The organism is Mesorhizobium sp. CA4 (assembly GCF_020165075.1).
GTDB lineage: Bacteria > Pseudomonadota > Alphaproteobacteria > Rhizobiales > Rhizobiaceae > Mesorhizobium.
In genome coordinates, this window is the sequence record NZ_JAIUHK010000007.1 from 35,636 (window position 1) to 59,705 (window position 24,070).

The following is a 24,070-nucleotide window of genomic DNA, read 5'->3' on the forward strand; positions in this document are numbered from 1 at the left end:
TCGGCAAGTCGGGCTCATCTGGACACCGGCAGCGCGCCTGCGGTCGATGCAAAGCGTCTCGAATGCCATCGGAAGACTCCCGTTTCAACTGTCGCGCTGGTGGAGGACGGCTGAGCTTGTCCGACAACCGGCACCTTCGAAGCCGGAAAGCTCGTCATCGGAGCAGAGCAGCCGCGGGTGCGCCGGATCGGTAATGTCGAGCTTGTCCCAAGGTATGCGATAGAGGCCTTGCCGGCGACGCAGTCCGAAGAAATCGAGCAATGCGGTGCCGACGGTCGATGCGGACAGACGTTCGAACGCGGCGAAGATGCCGACATGAAATTCGGTCACGACGAGATCGTCACCATCCTGCTCGGCGATGATCTCCTCGATATAGCCGATGGGCCTACCGCGCTTAGACCACACGCGCCGACCAGCCAGATGCTCGAGGTTCACATTCATCCTCAGGCTCCCGGGATTCGGCCGACGACATGATTGCGAAGCCAGCGCTGCCAGGCCAAGATTTTGGTCCTGCGCACGTCGATATCGAATTCGATGTCGACGCCGATGTCGCGCACCTTGTTCCACGCTATCCGATGCGGCCTTGCCTGGCGCTTGCCGCTAACCTTTGCCGCGAGCTGGACGGTCCATCGCCCAGGCCGCGCGCCAAGCCGGCGCGCCAATGCGATCGAGCCAAGTTCGACGGCGACGAGCCTGGGCGGCTTGCCTTGCCTCAGCTCGGCGACCAGGCCATCAACCTTGCCGATCTTGACCTGCTCGCGATCGACGACCTGCTTGTCCAGTATGTCGCGCAGCAGTTGCATCATGTGCCTCCGAATATCTGCAGCGGAATGGTCACCACCGCCAGCACGAAGCCGAGCGCGATGACGAAAATCACGGCCGCGTTCGAAATGACACCGTTGCGATGCTTGCCGACATAGCGGTCGTCGTTCAGCAGGAAAAGGAATGGCACGACCGTCAGCGGCAGGCTGGCCGCGGTCAGCGCCATCGAGAAGATGGTGAGCTTCAACGGGTCCAGACCGAGCGCTATCGGGACGGCGGCGAGGAAGAGCGTCAATGTGTAGACGAGGCTGAATCCGGGATCGTCGCGCGGCTTCAGATCCTCACCCCACGTCCAGCCGAATCCCTGCGCGACGAGATAGGCCTGCTGCAGCGCCACTTCGAGAGCGGCTCCGAAACAGGCGATGCCCAGCGAAGCAACGAAAAGGACGAAGCCCCAGAAGCCAAAGATCGGGATCAGCATCAGCGGAAGCTGGTTGTAGTCGTCCACTTCGGTAATGCCATGAGCACCGAGAACCAGCGCTGCCACGATCAGAACGCCCACCGAAATGGTTCCGCCAAAGCCCATGCCAAGACCGGCAATCGCCCGATTGGTGCCGAGGTAACTCTTGTCCCACTGGTCCTCGATCGCCCCGGAGGAATAGAACATGAAAAGGTAAGGCGAGATCGAGGCGCCGAGAATGCTGACGGCCATGAACCAGTATTTTGCCGTGTCGTGCTGCGGCAGGCTGGGCACGGCCCCGACCGCCACCTCTTTCCATTCGGGGCGGAGCATCACGGCTGCGACGACGAAGCAGAGCGTGACCAGGCCAAGCATCGACACCCCTTTTTCGATGAGGCCGAATGTGCCTTTCCACAACAGCAGCCAAGCCAGGAAAGCCACCGGCAAGGCCCACCATTGATAGCTGATCCCCGTGGCAAGCTCGGCAGCGATGGCAACGCCGCCAATCTCGGCGGAAAGCACCAGGAAGTTGACCAGCAAGGTTGCAAGCAGCGGCCAGATGAAAGCATTGAAGCCGAACCGTTCGCGGATGCCGTCGGCGATGGTGTGATGACTGACCGCAGCGAAGCGACCGGCCATCTCGACCAGGAAGATGATGCAGATGGTGCCGAGCACCACCGCCCAGATTAGCTGAAAGCCGAACAGCGCGCCGGCCTGCGCCGCCGTCGCCATCGACCCGACCTCCAGGAACCCGCCCACGCTGGTGACGACGCCGAGCGAGATCTCCAGCAGCTTCTTCATCGTTGCGGCAAGAAATAGTTTCGATATGCGGTGGCGAGATCCCGCTGCGCGACCCGAAGCTCCTGTTGCGCCTGACCGACCTGCGCATGCTGTTCGGCCTCGACCGCGTCCTTGGCCCGCTTTGCCGCGTTCGACAGCCGGCTGACAGCCGCCGCTAAGGCATCTCGCTTTGTCCGGTCGGACGGAGACGCCGATTCAACTTGCTGGCCGGCTTCGTCGAGCGTCCCGGCAAAGGATTGCAGGGCAGCCGATGCGTAGTGTGCCGGCGCCGCGCCGGAAAGCCAGGCGTCACTCACCAGCACCGCTGCCTGCGCCGTCGAGGCCGCAAGCTTCGATTGCTGGTCAACGGTTTCGGACGAGGAGCAGGAAGCAAGCATCAGTGCAAGCACCTGCAGTAGCGCCAGTCTCCGCCAGGCAATGCTGCTCAATGGCCTCCCTCGCTCCTGCTGCAAAACATGAAGATAAGGCCGCGCCGGTCGGAAGGTTCCGCACCGGGACCAATTGGACGGCAGTGTCCGTTGGCCAGTTCCGCCAACCGGAGAGGCTGGCGGATGCGAAGCTCGGCCTGGAAAAGGTGAGCTAGGCCGCCATACCGGCCAGGCGCATCGGCCGTCCCGAAGAGTTTGCAGCGCTGGCGGCCTTCCTCGCCTCCGATCGCGCCTCCTACATCACCGACCAGGCCGTCGCCTGCGACGGCGGCGTGCTCTGGTCCATCTGAGGATGGCTTCCCTCACCGGAGGCCTATTCGAACGAGTAGGTAAATCCTTCCGGCGACGCACCCACGGTGACTTTTGCCATCTTCTTGCCCTCGAGCGAGCGGTTGAGCACGCCGCGGCTCAGCTCCGGCAGCAGTGTGTTGGTGAGGATGGCGTCGATCATGCGCCCGCCGGATTCGATCTCGGTGCAGCGCGCCTTGACCAAGTCCATCACGCCGTCGCCGATCACCAGCTCGGCGTCGTTGGTGGCCTTGAGGCGCCTGGCGATCTTGCCGAACTGGTGACGGGCGATCGCCTCGATCATGGAATCCGACAACGGGTAGTAGGGTATCGTGACGACGCGGCCGAGGAAGGCGGCCGGGAAGACCTTCAGCAGCGGGGCGCGTAGCGCGGTGTCGAGATCGTCGATGCCGGTCCGCACCGTGCCGTTCTTGGTACGATCCATGATGACGTCGGAACCGACATTCGAGGTGAGCAGGATCAGCGTGTTCTTGAAGTCGATGCGACGGCCTTCGCTGTCGTCCATCATGCCCTTGTCGAAGACCTGGAAAAAAATCTCGTGCACGTCCGGATGCGCCTTCTCGACCTCGTCGAGCAGGATCACCGAATAGGGTTTCCTGCGTACCGCCTCGGTCAGGATGCCGCCCTTGCCGTAGCCGACATAGCCGGGCGGCGCGCCCTTGAGCGTCGAGACGGTGTGCGCTTCCTGGAATTCCGACATGTTGATCGAGATCAGGTTCTGCTCGCCGCCGTAAAGCGTCTCGGCGAGCGCCAGCGCGGTCTCGGTCTTGCCGACGCCGGAGGGGCCGCAAAGCAGGAACACGCCGACCGGTTTTTCCGGCGCGCCGAGGCCGGCGCGGCTGGTCTGCACGCGCCTGGCGATCATCTCCATGGCGTGATCCTGGCCGACGACGCGCTCGGACAGGGTCGCGGCGAGCTTGAGCGCCTTTTCGGTCTGGCTGGAGAGCATGCGCCCGGTCGGGATGCCGGTCCAGTCCTGCACCACGGCGGCGACCGCATTGCGGTCGACCGACGGCAGGATGAGCGGCGTCTCGCCTTGCGCCGCGGCAAGTTCGGCCATCAGCTCGCGCAACCGCGCGAGATTGGCGGCCGCTTCGTCTGCCGGCTCGGCGAACACTGCTTCGGCGTTCGCAGGCTTGACCCCATTGGCTTTCGAGGCCTTCTTCGTCTCGTCAGCCTTGCTCTCGCCAATCTTGGTTTCGGGAGCCTTTTGCTCGGGCGTCTTTTCCAAACCCGCCGCACTCGCCGTCTCCGCAGCGGCCTCTTTGCCCGCCGCCTCGTCGAGCGGCACGCCTTCGCCGCGCAATTTCGCTCGCAGGTCGAGTATCTCGGTCACCAAAGCCTTTTCCCGGTCCCAGCGCGCCTGGGCGGCGGCCAAGCTCGTCTCGGTTTCCGCCAGCCCGGCATCGACGCGGGCCTGCCGGTCGGCGACGTCGATGCCGATCGCCGCCTCGCGGCCGATGATGCCGCTCTCGACCTCCAGCGCCTGACGACGGCGCAGGATGTCCTCGACTTCGGCCGGCGTGGCATGCTGCGAGACCGCGACGCGCGCGCAGGCGGTGTCGAGCAGGCTGACCGCCTTGTCCGGCAGTTGCCTGGCCGGGATATAGCGATGCGAGAGCGAGACCGCCGCCTCGATCGCCTCGTCCAGGATCTGTACCTTGTGGTGCTGCTCCAGGACCCCCGCGACGCCGCGCAGCATCAGCACGGCCACCGCTTCCGAGGGCTCGTCGATCTTGACCACCTGGAAGCGACGGGTGAGCGCCGGATCCTTCTCAATATGCTGTTTGTACTCGGCCCAGGTCGTGGCCGCGATGGTGCGAAGCTCGCCGCGCGCCAACGCCGGTTTCAAGAGATTGGCGGCATCGCCGGTCCCGGCCGCACCGCCGGCGCCGATCAGCGTATGCGCCTCGTCGATGAACAGGATGATCGGCACCTCTGAGGCCTGGACCGCGTCGATGACCGCCTTGAGCCGCTTCTCGAACTCGCCCTTGACGCTGGCGCCCGCCTGCATCAGCCCGACATCGAGCATGCGCAGGCTGACATTCTGCAGCGTCGGCGGCACGTCGCCCTGGGCGATGCGCAGCGCAAAACCCTCGACGACCGCCGTCTTGCCGACGCCCGCCTCGCCGGTCAGGATCGGATTGTTTTGCCGGCGGCGCATCAGGATGTCGACTATCTGCCTTATTTCCGGATCGCGGCCGACGACCGGATCGATCTTGCCGTCGCGGGCGCGCTGGGTGAGGTCGGTGGCGTATTTCGCCAGCGCCGAATCCCCGCCCGGACCGCGCTTCATCGGCGTCTCGGCGGCGGGCTCGGCGGGCGGTGAGCCGGCTTCGAGCGAGCCCTCGGTGACGTCGGCGAAGCGGGAAATGACACCGTCGGCGTCGATCTTGTCGAACTCGGCGCTGATCTTGGAGACCAGGCCTTCCAGCGCCGGCGTCTTCAGGCAGGCAAGCAGGATATGAGCGCTGCGCACCTCCTCCACGCCGAATTCCAGCGTTGCCAGGTTCCAACCCTCCTGGATGGCATGGAAGATATGGTCGGAGAATTCCTCCACCGAGGTGGCCCCATAGGGCAGCTTGTCGATGGCGCGGGTCATGTCGGCCGTCAGCCGGCTGACATCCAGTCCGGCGTCGGCGACGATCATCTGGACATCCGAGCGCTCGGACAGCACCAGCTGCTGGATGAAATGGGCGAGCTCGACATAGGGATTGCCGCGCAGCTTGGCCGTGTCGGCCGCGGCTTTGAAGGCGCGCACCCCGGTGGCGTTGAGCTTGGCGACCAGTTCCTTACGCTTGAAGCTCTGCGATGACCGGCGCTGTTCCATCGAACCTGCTCCCGCACTCTGCCGACCGTACCCTGCCATATAAGCGGCTGCTTGACAAAGCCGTGCGGCGGATAAGGCGTTCGGTCCAGCCGGGCGGCACCGCCCGGTTACACAAGCCTTGCAAACTCGTGCCAACAAACACGATTGCTGTCCGGGCTATGCGAGCCATTTCACATACCGGACCTGGCAATCGCGCAATGGGTTTCGCCGAAGAGAACGGTCGCGTTTAGCTTCCGTGAGTTTTTGCGCAGATGCTCAATTGTCGTCGCATGAGGCCGGTGATAACGTTACGTCACATAGGGGTCTCAGGGCCGCTGGCTGGGGGTTGGTGTGATTGATCTCGCACTCTGGCTGAATCCTCTGAACGGTGAGAATCCGTCGGGAGAGGACTTGCGCAGCGACCCGGCCTTTCATGAGCTGGAGCGCCTGACCGAGCCTCAGCTCAAGGTTGTTTACGACGGCAACGGCAAGCCCACATCGCAATCCAGTCCGGTCGACTGGGCGGCGGTGCTCGAAAAGGCCGAAGAGTTGCGCCCCCGCGGCCGGGACCTGCGCCTGCTGGTCATCGTCGCGCGGGCCTTGGCCAACGAGGAAGGGCTGGCAGGCCTCGCCCAGGGCCTAACGCTCATCGCCAGGACCTTCGACCAGCATTGGGACACGATGCATCCGGCATTGCGGGCGAACGCGCCGCCGCGCGACGCCGCCTTGCGCCGCATCAACGCGCTCCTTGATCTCCAGAACGCCCAGCAAGGCCTGCTGGCTAGCCTGCGCGGGACCGTTTTCTTTTCGCCGCGCCAGGTCGGGCCGATCAGCGGGCGCGACCTGGAACAGGGCGCGCTCGACGAGCGCGTCATCCTGCAGGAAGCGGCCTCGGGGCTGAACGCCGCCGAAAAGGCGGCATTGGTAAGCGCGCACAACCAGTTGCTGAACCGGGTGCGCGCCGGATGCGCGGCGCAAATCGATCAGGCCGGCGAGGCGATGACGGCGCTGCTCGCCGACGCGCGGGCGGCGATCGCCGCCCTCGACGCGGTGGATGCCGCGCTCAACGCCCGCATCGAAGGCCATGGCGCCGCCGTTCCGGAATTGAAGAAGTTCCTGCAGCGTTTGTTGACGACGCTGGAGCGGAATTCCGGCGCCGGCGCCACGGCGAACGGCGCCGCGAACCCCGTTCCGCAGGCAGCGGCGGAACCAGCAATGCCCGCCCGCAACGGTCATGGAGCCGAGACGATGGCAAGTGTGGCAAGTGCCGTGGAAGCGAGCACCGGTCTGCCGGACCGGATCAACTCGCGCGACGAAGTCGTCAAATGCCTCGACCTCGTCGTCGCCTTCTACGACCGCACCGAGCCGTCCAGCCCCATCCCGCATCTGGCGCGCCGCGTGCGCCGGATGGTGCACATGGATTTCGTGGAACTGATGGAAGATCTCGCCCCGTCGGGGCTGAAGGAATTCCGGCTGCTTGCCGGTGTCCCCGATCCCAAAAAGCCGGCCCAGAAGGATGAAAGGTAGAAAAGCATGCCAGCAGAGAGCAAAGCGAAGGTCATCGAAAGAAACCGCGCGCCGCGCGTGCAGATCGCCTACGACGTCGAAACCTACGGCAGCCCGACGACGATCGAACTGCCATTCGTCATGGCCGTGATGGCCGATCTTGCCGGCGCGTCGCAGACCAAGGAAGCGTCGAAGTCGGTCCTCGACCGCAACTTCGTCGAAACCGACGCCAACCGCTTCCCCAAGTTCATGGAAGCGATGGGGCCACGCGTGAAGGCGCGGGTGAAGAACACGCTGCCGCAGGCCGAGGGCCAGGAGCGCGAGGAAGAGCTCATGGTCGATCTCACCTTCTCGAAGATGGGTGACTTCGCGCCGGACAAGATCGCCGAGCAGGTCCCGCAACTGGCCGAAATCCTGAAGATGCGCCGTCAGCTCGAGGAGCTGCTGGGCTTCATGGACGGCCGCGTCGACGCCGAAAAGCGCATCGCACAGCTTCTGAACAACGAGCCGCTGCTGAGCAAGATCGCCAGCCAGGCGATGGATGACGGCAAGGGCGAGGAGTAAGTCATGGCCGAACAGCAAAAGACCGCAGCCGCCACCGCCGAGGCGGAAGCCATCGATCTCGGCGAATTCAGCGGACTCCTTGAAAAGGATTTCAAGGTCAAGAAAGACGATAGCGAGAAGCTGCAGCAGCTGGTGCGCAACCTGGCTTTGGCCGCGCAATCGCGCTCCGAGACCACGACCATCTCTTCCAATGCGATCAAGTCGATCAAGTCTCTGATCGCCGGCATCGACAAGATGCTGACGACGCAGGTCAACGAGATCCTGCATGCGCCGGAAGTGCGCGAGATGGAAGGCACCTGGCGCGGCCTCTGGTACCTGATCAACAACACCGAGACGGATACCAAGCTGAAGATCCGGGTGATGAACATCTCCAAGGAGCAGCTGGCCGACATGCTGGAAGACTATGAAGGCCAGATGTGGGACCAGAGCCCGATCTTCAAGAAGGTCTACACGGACGAGTATTCGATGCTCGGCGGCGAGCCGATCGGCTGCATCATCGGCGCCTACGAGTTCTCAAACCACCCGCGCGACGTCGGCCTGCTGCGCAACATTTCCGGCGTCTGCGCCTCGGCGCACACGCCGTTCATCGCGGCCGCCTCGCCGCGGCTGTTCCGCATGGACAGCTGGCAGGAACTGCCGAACCCGCAGGACCTGCAGATGATCGTGAACAACCCGGCCTATGCCTCATGGCAGTCGCTGCGCGAGAGCGAGGACGCACGCTATATCGGGCTCACCATGCCGCGGGTTTTGGCGCGTTTGCCCTACGGCTCGGAAACCGTTCCGGTGAAGGGCTTCACCTTCGAAGAAGAAGTGGGTGGCGACCACAACAAATATGTCTGGATGAATGCCGCCTTCCCGATGGGCGTCAATATCAACCGCAGCCACAAGCTCTATGGCTGGGGCACCCAGATCCGCGGCGTCGAGAATGGCGGCACGGTGCTCAACCTGCCGGTGCACGCCTTCCCGACCGACGACGGCTCGATCGCGATGAAGTGCCCGACCGAGGTGGCCATCGACGACCGGCGCGAGGCGGAACTGGCCAAGCTCGGCCTGATGCCGATCCTGCATCGCAAGAACACCGATCTCGCGGCCTTCATCGGCGCGCATTCGCTGCAGGACGACGAGACGCGGGCCGGGCGCCTGGTGGATCCGGACGCGCAGGCGAACGAACGGCTGAGCGCCAACCTGCCCTACCTGTTCCCGGTGTCGCGCTTCGCGCATTACCTCAAGGCGATCGCGCGCGACAAGATCGGCTCGTTCAAGGAACGCACCGACATGCAGATCTGGTTGACCGAATGGATCAACCGGTACGTGCTGGCCAACCCTGCCTTCGCCGACGACAAGGCGCGCGCCAAGCGCCCGCTCGCCGCGGCCGAGGTCCAGGTCGACAGCGTCGAGGGCCGGCCCGGTTACTACAATGCCCGTTTCTACTTGCGTCCGCACTACCAGCTGGAAGGCATCAACGCCTCGCTCCGGCTGGTGTCGGAACTGCCGTCGGTGAAGGGCTGAAATCGTAAGTAAAGTCATCTTGTTTCGTAGCGGTGGAGAAAGACAATGCCAGAGAGAACCGATGCGCCTTCGACGAAGATCGACGGCTTCCTGAAAGTCCCGGACATCAAAGGCCCGAGCAAGCGCGACGGCCATGAAGACGAAATCGAGATCCATGGCGTCGACTATAAGATGATCGCGCCCTACGACCCGAATTCGCTCTCGCGACGCGGCCGCGTGTCGATGGGTATGATCAAATTCTTCAAGCACTACGACAAGTCGTCGCCCTATCTGAAGAAGGCACTGTTCGAGAACAAGGCGCTGGACGAGGTGGTGTTCTCGGCACGCCGCACCATCGACGGCGAGACCAGCGACTATCTGGTGGTGACGCTCACCGACGCCTCGATCATGGAATACGACATGCGGCAGGCGCACGACGAGCCAGACCTGATCGAGGAAGAGGTCAGCTTCGCCTACAAGAAAATCAAGTTCGTCTACGACAAGGACGACGAGATCGAAATGGACGTCTATGTCGGCAAGTGAGGCCAAGCGGCCGGGCGCGAAGGCGCAGCTCGCCGGCAGCTCTCGGGCAAAGCGCGAGGCGGTCCAGCCCTCCCTCTGGGACCGCCTCGTCAACGATCTGCCCGGGCTGACGTCGGAGATCGATGGGCTGCGCCGTCTGTTGGACGAAGAACTCGGCGCCGAGCGCGTCGGGGCTCTTCTTGCCGGCAGCGCGCGCGCCATCGATGCCGATCCCGAGTTGACGTCCGAGCAGAAACGGCGACTGCACAGGCTGGTGTTCCAAACCGAGCATCGCGCCGAGATCGAAAACCGCGGCGTGGTGGTGTCGGCACGCGTGCTCAGGGAAGCGGTCCGGCGCGACATAGAGGCCCTGTTCAACACCGAGCGTTTCGAGTCGGTCCCGATGCTTTCCGACGCCGAGCATGAACAGCCTTTGGATGAGTTGCCGCCGCTTGCCGACTTTCCGGAAGTGCGACGCAGCGTCGTGAATTACGGCGTGCCGTCCTTTTCGGGCCGCTCGTCGCGGGATTTCGACCGCGATACCCTGGCGCGCGAGATCCGCGCGGTGCTCGCCACCTTCGAGCCGCGTCTCAAGGAAAGCGCCACGACCGTGAATGTCACGCTCGGCGACAAGACCGTCGGCCTCAAGATCGAGATCGACGCCGTGCTGATCATGACGCCGACACCGGAACGCATGCGGCTGCGCACCACGATCAATCTCGACAACGGTCTGGCGCGAACCGAATTCCGGGAGACCTGAGATGGATCGGGTCTTCGTGGAGTATTACGAAGAGGAACTGACCCATATCCGCGCGCTGGCCGCGGAATTCGCCGACATGCATCCGGCGGTGGCCCGCAACCTTTCCCTCGACACCGTCCCCTGCCCCGATCCCTACGTCGAACGGCTGCTCGACGGTGTGGCCTTCCTTGCTGCGCGCACGCGGCTCAAAGTCGACGCCGAGCGCTCGCGCTTCTCGCGCGCCGTGCTCGACGTGCTCTATCCCGACCTGGTTACGCCGGCGCCGGCGACGGCGATGGCCGTGCTGAAACCCGGACAGCAGGTGCAGTCGATGATCGCCGGCCACACCGTCGCGCGCGGCACGCGGCTGGTCTCGGGCCTGCATCCGGGGCTTTCGACGCGCTCGACTTTCACCACCGCGCAAGAGGTCACGCTGTGGCCAATCGCGATCACCTCAGTCAGCTATTTCCAGGATCGCAGCGCGCTGGCCGCCGCCGGCATCGCGCCGGTCGGCGGCGTGCGCGGCGAAGCGGCGTTCCGCATCGCGTTCGCGCGAACCGGAAAAGGCAAGCTCAGCGAATTGTCGCTCGACCGTCTCGACCTCTATTTCGCCGGACGTGCCAAGGCGCCGCTCATCTTCGACGCGATCTTCGGCGCCTGTTCGGCCGTCGGCGCGCGAGCGGAAGGCAAGACCAATCCGCTCACCGCGCTGCCCGAACCCGAAATGATCGGCATCCGCGACGATGAAGCGCTGATGCCGCGCACGCGGCCGACCTTCGAGGGATATCGGCTGCTGCGCGAATATTTCATGATCCCGGAGCGCTTCCACTATGTGCGCGTTGCCGGCCTGCAGCCGGTGGTGCGCAAGTGCGATGCAGGGATGGAGATCATCTTCCTGTTCCGGCGTCCGGTGCCGGAACTCGCCGATGCGACGGTGGCCGATTTCGAACTGTTCGCGACGCCGATCATCAATCTCTTCGAACGCGAGTGCAATGTCATCGAGATCGACCCGCGCCGCACGCGCCAGGTGCTGCACGCCGACCGCACGCGGGCGCGCGACTTCGAGGTCTTCCGGGTCACCCGGGTGGAAGACGCCGATGCCGAAGGCAGCGAGGCGACCATCCCCGAACTGTTCAGCCTGGGGCAGAACCGCGGCAGCGGCTGGGTCTATTCGGCCGAGCGGCGCCCGCGGCGGGCCACGGAGGATGAGCGGCGCGAAGGCCTGACCCGCACCTCCTACACCGGCGACGACGTCTTCCTCGCCATCTCGCGGCCGGCCGGCAGCCAACCCAACCGGCCACTCAAGCGGCTCGACGTGATGGCGCTCTGCACCAACCGCGACCTGCCGATCCTGGACGACACGCCGACGCTGACGCTTGAGACCGCCGATCCGGTGGAAATGGTGCGGTTGCTCGGTGCGCTGCGGCCGCCGCAGCCGGCGATCCCGGCAGCGCTGCCGGCCGGAGCCGAAGGCGAATCCCGCGCCGACAATCTCGCCTGGCGGCTGGTGGCGCAGCTCTCGCTCAATTTCCTCAGTCTCGCGAAGGAAGGCCGCGGCGTCGATCCGCTGCACGCCTTGCTCGACCTCTACGCCGATCGCGGTGACCCGAGCCTTGCCCGCAACGTGCATTCGATCACCCGCATCGATTCGCGGCCGGTGATCGAGCGGCTCAAGATCGACGGGCCGATGTGTTTCGGCCGCGGCACCGAGGTGACGCTGCATGTCGACCAGTCGGTTCTGGCGGGCCAGAGCACACTGCTGCTTTCGGCCCTGCTGGCGCGGCTGTTCGCCCGCCATGCCGGGATAAATGGTTTCGTGCGGACGCGTACGCGGTTGCTGCAGAAGCAGGAGGATGTGCCATGGCCGATGACGCCCGGCAATCGCTACCTGATCTAGTGCAACCGGCCCCGAATGAAGCAGAGGCGCTGTCGGAGAGCTTCGACTTCTTCGAACTGCTGCGCCGCTTGGAGCAGCGGCGCGGACTGTTCGGTCATTCCGGAACCGCCGACCGCGAGCCGGCACGGCTCGGTCAGCATGTGCGGCTGAGCTTCTCGGCCAGGGACGTGATCAAATTCCAGGATGCTGGCGAAAAGGCTCCGGCGCGGGTTACCGTCGCCAATCTCGGCCTGCTCGGGCCGGAGGGACCGATGCCGCTGCACCTGACGCGCTGGGTGCTCGACCGGCTGTCGCAGCGCTGGTTCACCGGCGCCGACGCCGAGCAGACCAGCGACACGACATTCGTCGACTTCGTCAACATCCTGCAGCATCGCATGATCGCACTCTATTACCGAGCATGGGCGGATGCACATCCGGCGGTGCAGGTCGAACGTTCGGTCGGCGGGCGCGTGCGCGCCATGCTCGAAGCGATGGCCGGCATCGGCCTTCCCGGCACGCAGGATCCCGAACTCGATACGGTGCGGCTGCGCCAGGCCGGATCGCTGGCCAACCAGGTCGACGGCGCGGAGCGGCTGACGCTGTTTCTCGCCACGGCCTTCAAGGTGCCGGTTGAGATCAAGGAATTCGTCGCCGCCTGGATCACGATTCCCGCGGCGCTGCAGAGCCGCATCGGCAAGGCCTATGCGGCTCTCGGCAGCGGCGCAACGATCGGACCGCGCGTCTTCAGTCGGCAGAGCCGGATCGAATTGCGCGTCGGCCCGCTGAGCCTCGACGACTTCAAATCGTTTCTACCCGGAGAACGGCGCCTTGGCCTGTTCAAGAAGGCAGTGCGCGACATGATCGGCGAGGCGCTGGACGTCGATCTCAGGATCGTGCTCGCGCGCGACGCGGTGCCCGCGCCGAAGATGGGAATCATCCAGCTTGGCCGGACGTCCTGGCTTTCGCGCCCTGCCGAAAAGGGCGATGCCGACGATCTCAGGCTGCGCACCATCGTCGGTTGGCGGCCGGACATGGCGGAGGCAGCCTGATGAGCCTGCTGCTGACCCTGGAACAAGGCCCGCGCTCACAGGTGGTCAGGCAGACCCGGCTGGACGAGGGCGAGCTGGTGATCGGCCGCAGCGCCGATGCCGGCTGGCAGATCGACGATCCGGACATGTTCGTCTCACGCGCGCACTGCAAGATCAGCGGCGGCCGCGACGGCTATTACGTCACCGATACGTCGAGCAGCGGATTGTTCATCGACGATTCCGATAGCCCGCTCGGCACCGGCAGGTCGACGCGCCTGCAAAGCGGCATGCGGCTGCGCATGGGCGACTATGTGCTTCATGTCGAGGTGCATCCCGCGGCCGGCCACACGTCGATCGGTCAGGCGCCGATCGCCAATGCTGCGCCGGCATGGTCGCCACAATCGCGGACGCCAGCCAGCATCGGCGGCGACGACTTCTTCTCGGCCAAGGTCGAGGAGGAGCCGCAGCGGCCGCGCCCGGCAGGACTGCCCGATCCGTTCGAGCAGCCTGTGCCCGGAGCCTACGATCGCACTTCCAACCAGCGCAGCTCGCCCGCTTTCGACGACCCGTTCAGCCTTGATCCGGTGGCGACGCCGGCCTCGAACGACGAGCCCGCCGTCGGCCGGTCGGATCCGTTCGGCTTCGGCGACATGCCGTTGCGCAGCGATATGCCCGAACCCGTGGCGAAACCGTCCGGCTTCGACGATTTCAGCTTCGGGCCGGCCGCGGCGCGCGCTTCCGGCAACAGCGCCGTCCCAGCCGATCGCGTCGAAAAGGCCGCAGAGAAGGCGAAGGCCGTCCGTCCATGGGAGATACCGGTGCAGGCCGAAGCGTCCGCGCCGCCGCGCCGTGTTCCTAAGCCGTCGCGCCCGACGTCATCGACGCCCGGCGATATGGCATTGCGTGCCGCGTTCCTGCGCGGCATGGGCGTCGAGGAGGCCGATTTCCCCGGACGCGACCCGGTCGCCGAAATGGAAAAATTCGGGCGCGAATACAGGCTGATGCTCGACGGCCTGATGCAGCTCTTGCGCAAGCGCGCCGAGGAGAAGGGCAGCGCGCGCGTCGCCCAGACCATGGTCGGCGCCTCCGAGGTCAACCCGCTCAAATTCCTGCCAACGGTCGAGGATGTCATCGTCACCATCATCGCGGAACGCAGTCCCGGCTTCCTCTCCGGCGAGGCGGCGATCAGCGACGCCGTGAAGGACCTCGCGCAGCACCACGTGCGCGCCTGGCGCGGCGTGCAGGCGGCGCTGCGGCGCATGATCGACCGCTTCGATCCGGCCGCGATCGAGGAAGAGCTCAAGTCCAATTCGGCGATCGGCAACCTGCTCGCCGGCGGGCGCAATGCCAAGCTGTGGGAGCTCTACCAGAAACGCCATCGCGACATCGCCCAGAGCGCGGAATCAAGCTTCCTGGGCGAGATCGGCGCAGACTTCAGGGACGCATATGAAGAGGAGTAGGGACATGATCGACAGACGGGAATTCATCGTTGCCATCGGCGCAACGGGGCTGCTTGCGGCTTGCCAGAGCGGCCCGCCGAAACCATCGGTCATCACGGTCAACGTGACCGGTGGCGCCGGCATGAATCCGGGACCGGGCGGCGGCGACAGGCCGGTGACCGTGCTGGTGATGCGGCTTACCAGCACCGGCAAGTTCAACTCGGCCGATTATTTCGCGCTGCAGGGCGATGCCGGCTCGGCGCTGGGCGCCGACCTCATCGGTTCGGACGCGATCTCGGTCGCTCCGGGCAAGACGGCGGCCAAGACCATCACGGTCGAACCGAACGCGACGGCGCTCGGCTTCGTCGCGCTGATCCGCGAACCCGGCGGACGCAACTGGCGCACGACCAAGTCGGTATCGCCGGGGTCGAAATTCACCGTCAACGTCAGCCTCGGCAAGGGCGGCATTTCCGCCTGACGACGAGACAAGCACGGCAGTGCAGAGAGCAGTGGCATGAGCGACGCAAACAGGGTGCTGTGGTCCGAGGGACTCTTCTTGAGGACCCAGCACTTCCAGCAGCAGGACCGGTTCTTCGAAGGGATGGTGCGCGGCGCCTTGCAGGCCGGCCAGCTCCATACGTTCGGCTTCCAGCAACTGACGCTCGACCAGTCGCTGCTCGATGCCGGCCAGGTGTCGATCGTGTCCGCCCGGGGCATCTTCCCGGACGGCACGCCCTTCTCCATCCCGGAACTGATGGACGCGCCGAAGCCGCTGCCGGTCACGGCCGACACCGGCGCCGGGCCGGTGCTGGTCGCGTTGCCGCTGGAGCCGCCCGGCGGTGTCGGCTTCGATCCGGCGCATGCCGCATCGACGGGCGCGCGCTACCACGGCAAGATCGTTGCGGTGCGCGATGCCGTGCAGGGCGGCGCCGATCCGGAAGAGATCGAGATCGCGCGGCCGCAAGCGGTGCTGCTGGCGCCCGGCAAATCGGTCGGCGGCTACACGGCGCTTCCCGTCGCCGACATCAAAGGTGTGCGCGCCGATGGCGGCGTCTCGCTCGACCAGGCCTTTTTGCCGCCGACGCTGATCACCGGCGCCGTCCACTGGTACCGGCAATTGCTGCAGGAGGTCGTCACCGGCCTCGACCAGATCGCCGAGGCGCATGGCAAGATGGTGATGGGCGGGGCCGGCCGCAGCGTCGAGGACCTTTTGATGCTGCATCTCGCCAATGCCGCGCGGCCGCGCCTTGCGCATATGCTGGCGCAGGATGTCTTCCATCCGGCCGAGCTCTATCTCGAGCTCGCCGGCCTCGCCGGCGAAATGGCGACCTACGGCTCGAGCTCGCGGCGGCTCGGCGAATTGCCGGCCTACGACCACATGGCGCCCGGCCCCGCCTATATGGCGCTGGCGGACGCCTTGCGTTCGCTCATTCTCAGCCTGCGCTACATCGAGCCGAAATCGCGCGCGCTGCCGGTCATGCGGCACGCGACCAATGTGTGGAAGGTGCGGATCGACAATCCGAAACTGCTGGTCGCCAGCCGCATCGTCATCCGCGTCGGCTCCGAGCTTTCGGAAGACGCGCTGCGCAAGATCTTCGTCAACCAGGCGACGGTCGGCTCCGCCGACCAGTTCGAAGGCCTTTGGAAGTCGCGCCTGCCGGGCATTCCGCTGAAGCCGCTGCATTCGCAACCGCGCGAGATCCCGTATGACGGCGACAGGCTGTGCCTGGAGTTGGACCAGAAGAGCGAGCATTGGGCCTCGCTGCTCGACGCCCCCGGCTTCGTCATCGGCGTTTCCGGTGTGCTGCCGAGCGAGCCCCAGGTCGACTGCTATTCGGTGAACAGGTGAGGCCATGAGCCGGGATGATCCTTTCGGACTGTCGGAGGATCGCGAGCGAACACGCATCCGCCTGACCGGTGCCGCGCCCCGGCCGATGGCGCCGCTGGCGCCTGGCGCACCGGTCAAACGGGCGCGTGCCCATCCAAACACGCTGATCAATAACTTCGCGCCGCTGCTCGAATTCGCGCCCGAGCTCGAAAGCGCGCTGGCGCCGGAGAACCCGGAAGTGATGCGCACGCGCCTGCTCGAGGAACTGGTGCGGGCGCGCGACGCGGCGGTGGCAGCGGGCTCATCGCTGGAGCGCGCAGACCAGGCCGCATGGGCGGTGGCAGCGCTGCTCGACGATCTCGCGCTCAACACGCCATGGGGCGGCGCCAGCGCCTGGCCGCGCCAGCCGCTGGTCGTCATGCTGCGCGGCGATGTCGATGCCGGCACCCAGTTCTTCACACGCCTCGACGAGTTGGAGCGGCATCCCAATCGCGACCGCGAGATGCTGGAGCTGCAATATTACTGCCTTGCGCTCGGCTTCCGCGGCAAATACCGCGTGCCCGGCCGCGCCGGCGACCGGTCGCTCAATGCGGTGCGCGTGGCGGCGGCGCGCTTCCTGCGCAATGCGGACGCCGAGGACGCGCCGCTGTCGCCGAACTGGAAAGGCGTCATCGCCTCCGACGAGCCGCAGCGCTTCATCGTGCCGATCTGGGTGATGACGCTTGCCGCGATCGTCGTTGCCGCAGCCGCCTATATCGGCCTGTCGATGAGCCTGAGCAGCCAGGCAGTCGAGCTCTCCGCGCTGGTGCGCACGCTGCCGCCGGCCTCGCGCGGCGAAGTCACCCGCGCCGCGCCTAAGCAGGATGCGCCCGCGCCCGAGCCGCAACCGGTCGATTTCGCTTTGCTGCCGGAGTTCAAGGCCGAAGCGCCGGACAACCTCAAAGGAGCGCTCAGCGGCACCGAGAGCGTCTCGCTGGCCAAGCTGGTCATCCAGTCCTCAAATCCTGAGCTGTTCCAGTCCTCCCGGCCGACGCTGACGGAAGGCTATGAACCGCTGATCGCAGCGATCGCCAAGGTGATCCTGGACAACAAGGAGCTGATCGGAAAAATCACCGTCGTCGGCCATACTGACAATGTGCGCCTGCAAAAGTCCAACCCGCTGGCCAGCAACCAGCGTCTGTCGGAAGCGCGCGCCGAAACCATAGCCGAGCTTCTGGTGCAAGCCGGCGTGCCGCAAGAGAGCATCTCTTCCGAGGGCCGCGCCGAAACCGATCCGGTGGCCGACAACTCGACGCGCGAGGGCCGCGCGCTCAACCGGCGCGTCGAGGTCCTGATCGAGAAGAGGCTCTGAGATGTTCATCCTGCGCTTCCTCTGGGCCGTCATCACCTCGCGTTTTCTCTGGACGCTGATCGGAATCGTGCTGCTTTCGCTGCTGATCTGGGTGTTCGGCCCGATCGTGCAGGTCGGACCATACGCGCCGTTCGAATCGGACAATGTGCGCATCGCCATCATCGCCGGGCTGATCATCCTGTGGCTGATCTGGCTGATCATCGCGCAGCGCCGCGCGATCCGCGCCAACCGCATGTTCGTCGCCGAGATCGCAGCGCCCGTCGCCGAAAAGCAGCTCACGCCCGGCGAGGAAAGCGTGGCCGCCGTCGGCGCCAAGTTCGGCGAGGTAATGGCCGAGCTCAAGCGGCGTAAGCTCGGCGGCAGAAAATTCCTGCGCGAGATGCCGTGGTATGTGATCGTCGGTCCGCCGGCCACCGGCAAGACCACGGCATTGCGCCAGTCCGGCCTCAATTTCCCGATCGACCTCACGGACGACCTGCAGGGCGTCGGCGGCACGCGCAATTGCGACTGGTTCTTCTCCGAGAACGCGGTGCTGATCGACACAGCGGGCCGTTACGTCCAGCAGGAAAGCCAACCGGATGTCGATGCGGCGGAGTGGCTGGGTTTTCTCGATCTGCTCAAGAAGCACCGGGGCCGCCGCGCGCTCAACGGGGTGATCGTGGCGCTGTCGATCGACGCGCTCTCGGAGGGCGACGACGCGATCAAGGCGCATGGCAAAAAGATCCGCCGCCGACTGGCGGAGCTGAACGATCGTCTGGAGATCCGCCTGCCCGTCTACCTGATGCTGACCAAGGCCGACCTGATCAAAGGGTTCGAAGCGTTCTTCGGCGGCTTGTCCACCACCGCGCGCGAACAGGTGTGGGGAACCACTTTCCCGCTCGACGCCCGCGTCAACGCCGGCACGATCCAGACGGAACTCGCCAGGCTTGCCGCCGAACTGGAGCGGCGGCTGGTGCCACGGCTCGAGGACGAGGACAAGCTCGGCCAGCGCGCCGAAATCTTCCGCTTCCCGGCGCAGCTTGCCAGCCTCTCCGAGCCGATCCAGGTGCTGGTCGAGGCAATGTTCGGCGAGAGCCGCTATGAAGAAGCCGCCTGGCTGCGCGGTCTCTATCTGACCTCGGCGACGCAGGAAGGCGCGCCGATCGACCGGCTGACCGCGGCGCTGTCCTCATCCTTCGGGCTGCCGCCCCGCCGCGCCATGCCGGCGGCGCGTGTCGAGAAGCGCAGCTTCTTCCTCAGGAACCTTCTGACCGAGGTGATCTTCAAGGAAGCCGGCCTCGGCACATTCGATCCGCTGGCGCAGCGTCGCCGCGCCTGGATCTGGCGCGGCGCGGCGGCCGCCTGCGCGCTTGCGGCGCTGCTCGCCGGCGGACTGTTCACCTGGTCCTATCTCGACAACCGCAATGCGATCACCGAACAGGCCGGCCAGTTCGAGGCGCTGCAGCAGCCGCTGACCGACGTCGCCATGCCGGCCGCGGTCGAGCAGCCGGCCATGGACGGCGCGCTGGCGGCGATGGACGCGGTGGCGGCGGCAAGAACCACGCCGCCGGATGCGATCCATAACCTTCTCGGTCCGACCGCTTCGGCCGAGCTGGTGCGCGCGCAGACCGACACCTACGACCATGCCCTGCGCAACGTGCTGGAGCCGCATATGGTCGCGCTGCTGGAGGCCACGATGTGGCGGCAAATCCGCGATCCGGATTTCATGCTCGGCGCGCTGAAGACCTACCGGATGATGACCGGCCTGTCGCAGATGGACACCGATTTCGTACAGAACTGGTGGGTAAACAGCCTGCCGCAATTCGCGCCTGCCGCCCCCTTCCCGACCGCCGACGCCGAAGAGCACCAGCTTGCCGCGATCCGCCGCATGGCCGTCGACGACAGCTACATCGCGCCGGACAAGGAGCTGGTCGCCGAGGCGCTGAAGACGGTGTGCACGATCTCGCTGCCGGAGCGCGCCTACAAGCAGCTTCTGGCCGACCCGGAAGTGACGGCGGTCAAGGAATGGGTGCCGGCCAATTTCGCCGGACCGAACGGCGCCAAGGTGTTCGTGCGCCGCTCCGACAAGACGCTGCGCGTCGGTGTGCCAGGCCCCTACACCTATGCCGGCTTCCATGACGCGATCCTCGACCGGGTCGAAGATGTCGCCGGACAGGCGGCGCTCGACCGCGCGGTGTTTGCCGGCGGCTGTTCGGAGAATTCGGAGACGTCGGTCTCGGCGCTGTCGGAAGACATACTGAAGCTCTATTACGACGACTATATCGCGCAGTGGGATAGTTTCCTGCGTGACATGCGGCTGGCGCCGCTGACCGACCTCAACGTCGCCAGCGAGAACCTCAAGGACCTGTCCAGCGCCGACTCCGCGTTGAAACGCCTGTTGACGGCCGTGGTGCAAGAGACCGATCTGACCCGCTCCGACGAGGCGGCGGCCGACGACAAGGGCGGCGCCGCCAAGACCGGTTCGAAGCTGCTCAGCAAGCTCGGCAAACTGGGTAAGGTGGTGAAGACGGGCGCGAAGCTCCTGCCCCGCGCGGGCTCGGCCGACCAGGTCGACATGACCGGCAGCCTGGTGGCCGAGCATTTCAAGCCACTCAAGGGCACGATCGCCCAGGTCGACGGCCAGCCGCCGGCGCTCGACGCCGCCGTCGTGGCGCTGACGGCGCTGTCCAATGTGCTGCAGACGGTAACCGCGAACCCCGATCCGCAGGGCGCCATCAAGAAACAGGGCGGGCTGGCCGAACTGACAGGCGCGGTCGCGAGACAAGCGCAGATCCTGCCCTCGCCGATCAACGACTGGCTGGGCGGAATTGCCGGCGACACAAGCGGCCTGTCGCAGAAGGCCGTCACCAACGAGCTCAACGCCATCTGGCGCGCCGACATCCTGCCCTTCTGCCAAGCCGCGCTCAACAACCGCTATCCGTTCAGCCCGGACAGCGCGGTCGACGTCAATGTGCGCGACTTCCAGCGCCTGTTCGGGCCGACCGGCCTGATCGATGCCTTCACCAACGACCATCTGATCAACTATGTCGACACCGCCAGCGAGCCGTGGAAATGGCGCGCCGATTTCGGTCTCGATCCAGCAGCGCTCGCCGCGTTCGAGCAGGCAAGGCATATCCGTGACGATCTCTTCCCCGGCGGCACCGGACCGGTGATGAATTTCACGCTGGAGCCGAAAGACCTGTCGCCCAATGTGGCGCGGGTGACGCTCAACCTCGATGGCCAGAACCTCGTCTATTACAACAACGCGACGAGGCCGCAGCCGATGACATGGCCAGGCAAGGACGGCACCGGGGTGATTTCGCTCGCCTTCCAGCCTGTCGACGGCTCGCCCGAAGTGATGCTCAACGAAACCGGCAGCTGGGCGTGGCTGAGGATGCTGCGCGGCGGCCGCTTCAACGCGACCAAGCTCACCGACGTCTACAGCCTGCGGCTCGGCACCAAGGGGATGTGGGCCGATTTCGAGCTCAAGGCGGCCAGCGTCGAGAACCCCTACACGCTCGAAATGTTCAAGAAGTTCACATGTCCGCCGCAGATCTGATCCTGCCCGGCTTTCACGGCAAGATGCCTGCCGCCGGCGATTTCGTGACGCGGCGGCTGCCGGGCGATTTCGTGCGCGTGTGGGACCGCTGGCTGGCGCAGCACGTCGTGCCGCTGTTCGGGCTCGAAGCCTGGCCGCAGAACACGGCGCTGCGTTTTCTGGCCGGCCCGGGTTCCTTCGGTGCCTCGGCGGGCATCGTGCTGCAGAGCGCCGACCGGGTCGGCCGGCGGTTCCCGCTCAGCGTCGTCGCCCGGCTTTCGGAGGCGCCGCTGAAGCTGGCTTATGCGGATAGGTGGTTTGACGGCATCGAGAATGCCGCCCTCGCCGCGCAACGGGGCGAGCTGACGCCAGACGAACTCGACGCGGCGCTTGCGGCCCTGCCCATTCCGCCCGTCGAGGGTGAGGGCGATGTCATCGACGGCCTCGTGGCATGGACGGCGCATACGGATATTTTCGACGTCGATCCGCAGGCGCCGCAGCCGGTGCTGGAGCAGATTTTCGCGGCTAGTTGGGAGACCAGCTGATGTTCGTTAGCCAGAACACCACCCCGTTTCTCGCCGAGACTTTTCCCTATCAGGATAAGCATTGCGCGAAGTTCTGCGTCGCGGTCATTCGCGCGACATACGATGTCGATGAGCAAGGCAACTGCACGCCCAGCAAAGCACAGTCGCCTTTCGTGTACGCCGATACTCATTACGGCGATCCGGAATTCACCTCCATCCGCGTCGAAACCGACTTCGCTCCCGTCAAGCCCAAATGCGAGGTCCTGCTCGACGCGATAGCGATGGCACCGCGGGGGCAGCAGGCCGAATCGGTCGAAGTGCGTCTGGTCGGCCCGGGATTGGACAAGCGCGCGGTGGTCACCGGCCAAAGGCGCTGGTTCAGGGGCGGGCTGGGCATCCAGGCGTCGCGACCGACACCCTTTGTTTCGATGCCGCTCGCATGGCACCTTGCCTTCGGCGGCACCGATCGAACGGATCCAGACCCCGCGAAGCATCGCAGCGACACCATCAACCCGATCGGCAGCGGCTATCTTGTCGGCCAGAGTGACATTGATGGAATCCCGCTGCCGTGTGTCGAGCATCCGGCTTCCCGAATGCGCATCTGGAACGACCGGCCCAGGCCGATCGGCTTTGGTCCCGTGCCGCGCTTTGCCAGGGAACGCGCACGTTATGCCGGCACCTACGATAAACACTGGATGGAGAACGTGCTGCCCTTCCTGCCGCAGGATTTCGACGATCGCTACTTTCAGGCGGCGCCGGAAGACCAGTGGCTCGACAGATTGGGCGAGGGAACGATCTTCGGCTGCATCGGCATGAACGCGAGAGGTCGGTTTGGGGTAAGACTGCCGAGACTGTCAGTGCCGGTGCGCTTCGTGTTCGACGACCATTTGGAACGAAAGACGATGGTGCCTGATACTCTCATCATCGTTCCGCACGAGAGCAGAATCGTGCTGGTGGGCCGGGTAGGCACGAAGCTGCCGCGCAAGTTCGTGAGACTTGAGGAGGTTCAAGTCGGCAACGACCTCATCCCCCGCGACGGCGAGAAACCGCACTATGCGGGGCTGGGCGTCGCAGTTGCCGCTCTGAGGGAGATGAGGCGCCTGAAATGACGGTCATTTCCTGCCTTAGCCTCGTTTCGCCGGTCGGCTATTCGGCGGGGAGCACGGCGGCGGCGATGCGGGCAAACATAGCGGCGTTCGCTGAACTTTCCTATCGCGACGCCGACGGCGAGCCAATACGGGGCGCGTCAGTGGACGCCCTGCCGGCGACGATGCGCGGCCGCGATCGCGTCGCTGCCCTGACGCGTCTGGCCGCCGATCAGGTCGACCCAAAACAGGCGGACCGGCTGCCTTGGGGCGAGATGCCGATCATCTTGTGCACGCGTGAACCGCAGGTTCCAGGCGCGCGCCTCAACGGCATTGTGGGCGGGCTGGCGCTGCCCAATGGCGCATCCCTCGTCGGACCGCATTCCGTGCATGTGACGGAAGGAGCCGTGTCCACCTTCGTCGGCATCTGGCACGCACGCAAGCTGCTCGCCGAACGCAAAGTTCCCGCCTGTATCATCCTGGCCGTGGACACGCTCATCGATTCGCGCACCCTCGGCTGGCTCGACAAGGCGGGCCGTCTCAAGACGAGCATCGTCACGGACGGCCTCATTCCTGGCGAGGCGGTGAGCATCTCCGTCGTCAGCGCTCGTCCGCTGCTCGAATCACATGTGACGGTGCATGGTCTCGGCTTGGCGCGCGAGACCGCGACAGTGCTCAACGAGGAGCCGTTCCGCGCGGACGGCCTGGCCTCTGCGCTGCGGACGGCCCTTGCGGAAGCCAGAGTGGAGATTCACGATGTTGCCTTCCGCATATCCGACGTCGCCGGCGAATCCTACGCTTTCGAGGAACTGGTGCTAGCGCAAATGCGCGTGATGCGCACAGTCAGGCCGCAACAACTGGTCTGGCTGGCGGCGAGTTGCATCGGCGACTGCGGAGCGGCTGCGGGTTCCATCCAGTTCGCATGGGCCGAGCAAGCCTTCCGGCGCGGCTATGCACCCGGGCCTTCCGCGGTGCTCTACGGCAGTTCGACGTTTGGCAGCCGCGCTGCGGCGATCGTTACCGCATAGGGTCGA

Annotated in this window: 21 protein-coding genes; 16 read left to right on the plus strand and 5 right to left on the minus strand. The window is 65.5% G+C overall.

What is annotated here, in order from left to right; genetic code table 11:
* Positions 1-84: 84 nt before the first annotated feature.
* Genes LB528_RS08000 through LB528_RS08015 form a run of 4 tightly spaced genes read right to left on the minus strand, consistent with a single transcriptional unit; the run spans position 85 to position 2,451 of the window.
* Positions 85-441 (minus strand): hypothetical protein, encoded by a 357-nt coding sequence (locus LB528_RS08000; protein ID WP_224714446.1) that lies wholly within the window; start codon positions 439-441, stop codon positions 85-87.
* Between the two features lie 2 nt (positions 442-443).
* A complete protein-coding gene (locus LB528_RS08005; RefSeq protein ID WP_224512772.1) occupies positions 444-803 on the minus strand; it encodes a hypothetical protein in 360 nt (119 codons plus the stop codon).
* On the minus strand, positions 803-2,023 hold the full coding sequence (locus LB528_RS08010) for an NRAMP family divalent metal transporter (RefSeq protein ID WP_224512774.1): 1,221 nt from the start codon (positions 2,021-2,023) through the stop codon (positions 803-805). The genes LB528_RS08005 and LB528_RS08010 overlap by 1 nt, the downstream gene beginning before the upstream one ends.
* The gene (locus tag LB528_RS08015; RefSeq protein ID WP_224512776.1) at positions 2,020-2,451 is read right to left on the minus strand and encodes a hypothetical protein; all 432 of its coding nucleotides are present in this window, start codon (positions 2,449-2,451) and stop codon (positions 2,020-2,022) included. Before LB528_RS08015 ends, LB528_RS08010 begins: the two co-directional genes overlap by 4 nt.
* A 161-nt stretch (positions 2,452-2,612) precedes the next feature.
* On the opposite strand from LB528_RS08015, the gene LB528_RS08020 reads away from it, so the two are divergent.
* On the plus strand, positions 2,613-2,741 hold the full coding sequence (locus LB528_RS08020; RefSeq protein WP_318012284.1) for an SDR family oxidoreductase: 129 nt from the start codon (positions 2,613-2,615) through the stop codon (positions 2,739-2,741).
* 23 nt (positions 2,742-2,764) lie between these two features.
* Here the strand turns inward: LB528_RS08020 and tssH are convergent, their stop codons facing one another.
* A complete protein-coding gene (gene tssH, locus LB528_RS08025) occupies positions 2,765-5,590 on the minus strand; it encodes a type VI secretion system ATPase TssH (protein ID WP_224714447.1) in 2,826 nt (941 codons plus the stop codon).
* A gap of 330 nt (positions 5,591-5,920) precedes the next feature.
* Here tssH and tssA point away from each other — a divergent pair, with 330 nt between their 5' ends.
* From tssA to LB528_RS08100, 15 genes are read left to right on the plus strand one after another with little or no spacing between them, the layout of a single operon-like run.
* Positions 5,921-7,096 carry a type VI secretion system protein TssA gene (tssA, locus tag LB528_RS08030; RefSeq protein ID WP_224714448.1) on the plus strand — a complete coding sequence of 392 codons (1,176 nt, stop codon included), beginning with the start codon at positions 5,921-5,923 and terminating at the stop codon, positions 7,094-7,096.
* Between the two features lie 6 nt (positions 7,097-7,102).
* On the plus strand, positions 7,103-7,639 hold the full coding sequence (gene tssB, locus LB528_RS08035; protein WP_095765809.1) for a type VI secretion system contractile sheath small subunit: 537 nt from the start codon (positions 7,103-7,105) through the stop codon (positions 7,637-7,639).
* 3 nt (positions 7,640-7,642) lie between these two features.
* On the plus strand, positions 7,643-9,148 hold the full coding sequence (gene tssC, locus LB528_RS08040; RefSeq protein WP_224714449.1) for a type VI secretion system contractile sheath large subunit: 1,506 nt from the start codon (positions 7,643-7,645) through the stop codon (positions 9,146-9,148).
* Between the two features lie 45 nt (positions 9,149-9,193).
* The gene (locus LB528_RS08045; RefSeq protein WP_224512783.1) at positions 9,194-9,670 is read left to right on the plus strand and encodes an Hcp family type VI secretion system effector; all 477 of its coding nucleotides are present in this window, start codon (positions 9,194-9,196) and stop codon (positions 9,668-9,670) included.
* Complete coding sequence (tssE, locus tag LB528_RS08050; RefSeq protein WP_224714450.1) at positions 9,657-10,409, plus strand: type VI secretion system baseplate subunit TssE; 753 nt, start codon at positions 9,657-9,659, stop codon at positions 10,407-10,409. Before LB528_RS08045 ends, tssE begins: the two co-directional genes overlap by 14 nt.
* A 1-nt stretch (position 10,410) precedes the next feature.
* The gene (gene tssF, locus LB528_RS08055) at positions 10,411-12,285 is read left to right on the plus strand and encodes a type VI secretion system baseplate subunit TssF (RefSeq protein WP_224714451.1); all 1,875 of its coding nucleotides are present in this window, start codon (positions 10,411-10,413) and stop codon (positions 12,283-12,285) included.
* Entirely contained in the window at positions 12,249-13,313 is a 1,065-nt protein-coding gene (gene tssG / locus LB528_RS08060) for a type VI secretion system baseplate subunit TssG (RefSeq protein WP_224714452.1), read from the plus strand. The genes tssF and tssG overlap by 37 nt, the downstream gene beginning before the upstream one ends.
* A complete protein-coding gene (gene tagH, locus LB528_RS08065; RefSeq protein ID WP_224714453.1) occupies positions 13,313-14,752 on the plus strand; it encodes a type VI secretion system-associated FHA domain protein TagH in 1,440 nt (479 codons plus the stop codon). The genes tssG and tagH overlap by 1 nt, the downstream gene beginning before the upstream one ends.
* Before the next feature lie 4 nt (positions 14,753-14,756).
* A complete protein-coding gene (tssJ, locus tag LB528_RS08070; RefSeq protein ID WP_224714454.1) occupies positions 14,757-15,209 on the plus strand; it encodes a type VI secretion system lipoprotein TssJ in 453 nt (150 codons plus the stop codon).
* 36 nt (positions 15,210-15,245) lie between these two features.
* Positions 15,246-16,580 carry a type VI secretion system baseplate subunit TssK gene (gene tssK / locus LB528_RS08075; protein WP_224512796.1) on the plus strand — a complete coding sequence of 445 codons (1,335 nt, stop codon included), beginning with the start codon at positions 15,246-15,248 and terminating at the stop codon, positions 16,578-16,580.
* Positions 16,581-16,584: 4 nt separating this feature from the next.
* Positions 16,585-17,910: a type VI secretion system protein TssL, long form gene (gene tssL, locus LB528_RS08080; RefSeq protein ID WP_224714455.1), complete on the plus strand. Its 1,326-nt coding sequence runs from the start codon at positions 16,585-16,587 to the stop codon at positions 17,908-17,910.
* A 1-nt stretch (position 17,911) separates the two neighbouring features.
* Positions 17,912-21,448, plus strand: a complete 3,537-nt coding sequence (gene tssM / locus LB528_RS08085) for a type VI secretion system membrane subunit TssM (RefSeq protein ID WP_224714456.1) — start codon at positions 17,912-17,914, stop codon at positions 21,446-21,448.
* Positions 21,430-21,972, plus strand: a complete 543-nt coding sequence (tagF, locus tag LB528_RS08090) for a type VI secretion system-associated protein TagF (protein WP_224714457.1) — start codon at positions 21,430-21,432, stop codon at positions 21,970-21,972. The genes tssM and tagF overlap by 19 nt, the downstream gene beginning before the upstream one ends.
* Complete coding sequence (locus LB528_RS08095; protein WP_224714458.1) at positions 21,972-23,060, plus strand: DUF2169 domain-containing protein; 1,089 nt, start codon at positions 21,972-21,974, stop codon at positions 23,058-23,060. Before tagF ends, LB528_RS08095 begins: the two co-directional genes overlap by 1 nt.
* On the plus strand, positions 23,057-24,064 hold the full coding sequence (locus LB528_RS08100; RefSeq protein WP_224714459.1) for a hypothetical protein: 1,008 nt from the start codon (positions 23,057-23,059) through the stop codon (positions 24,062-24,064). The genes LB528_RS08095 and LB528_RS08100 overlap by 4 nt, the downstream gene beginning before the upstream one ends.
* Positions 24,065-24,070 lie beyond the last annotated feature (6 nt).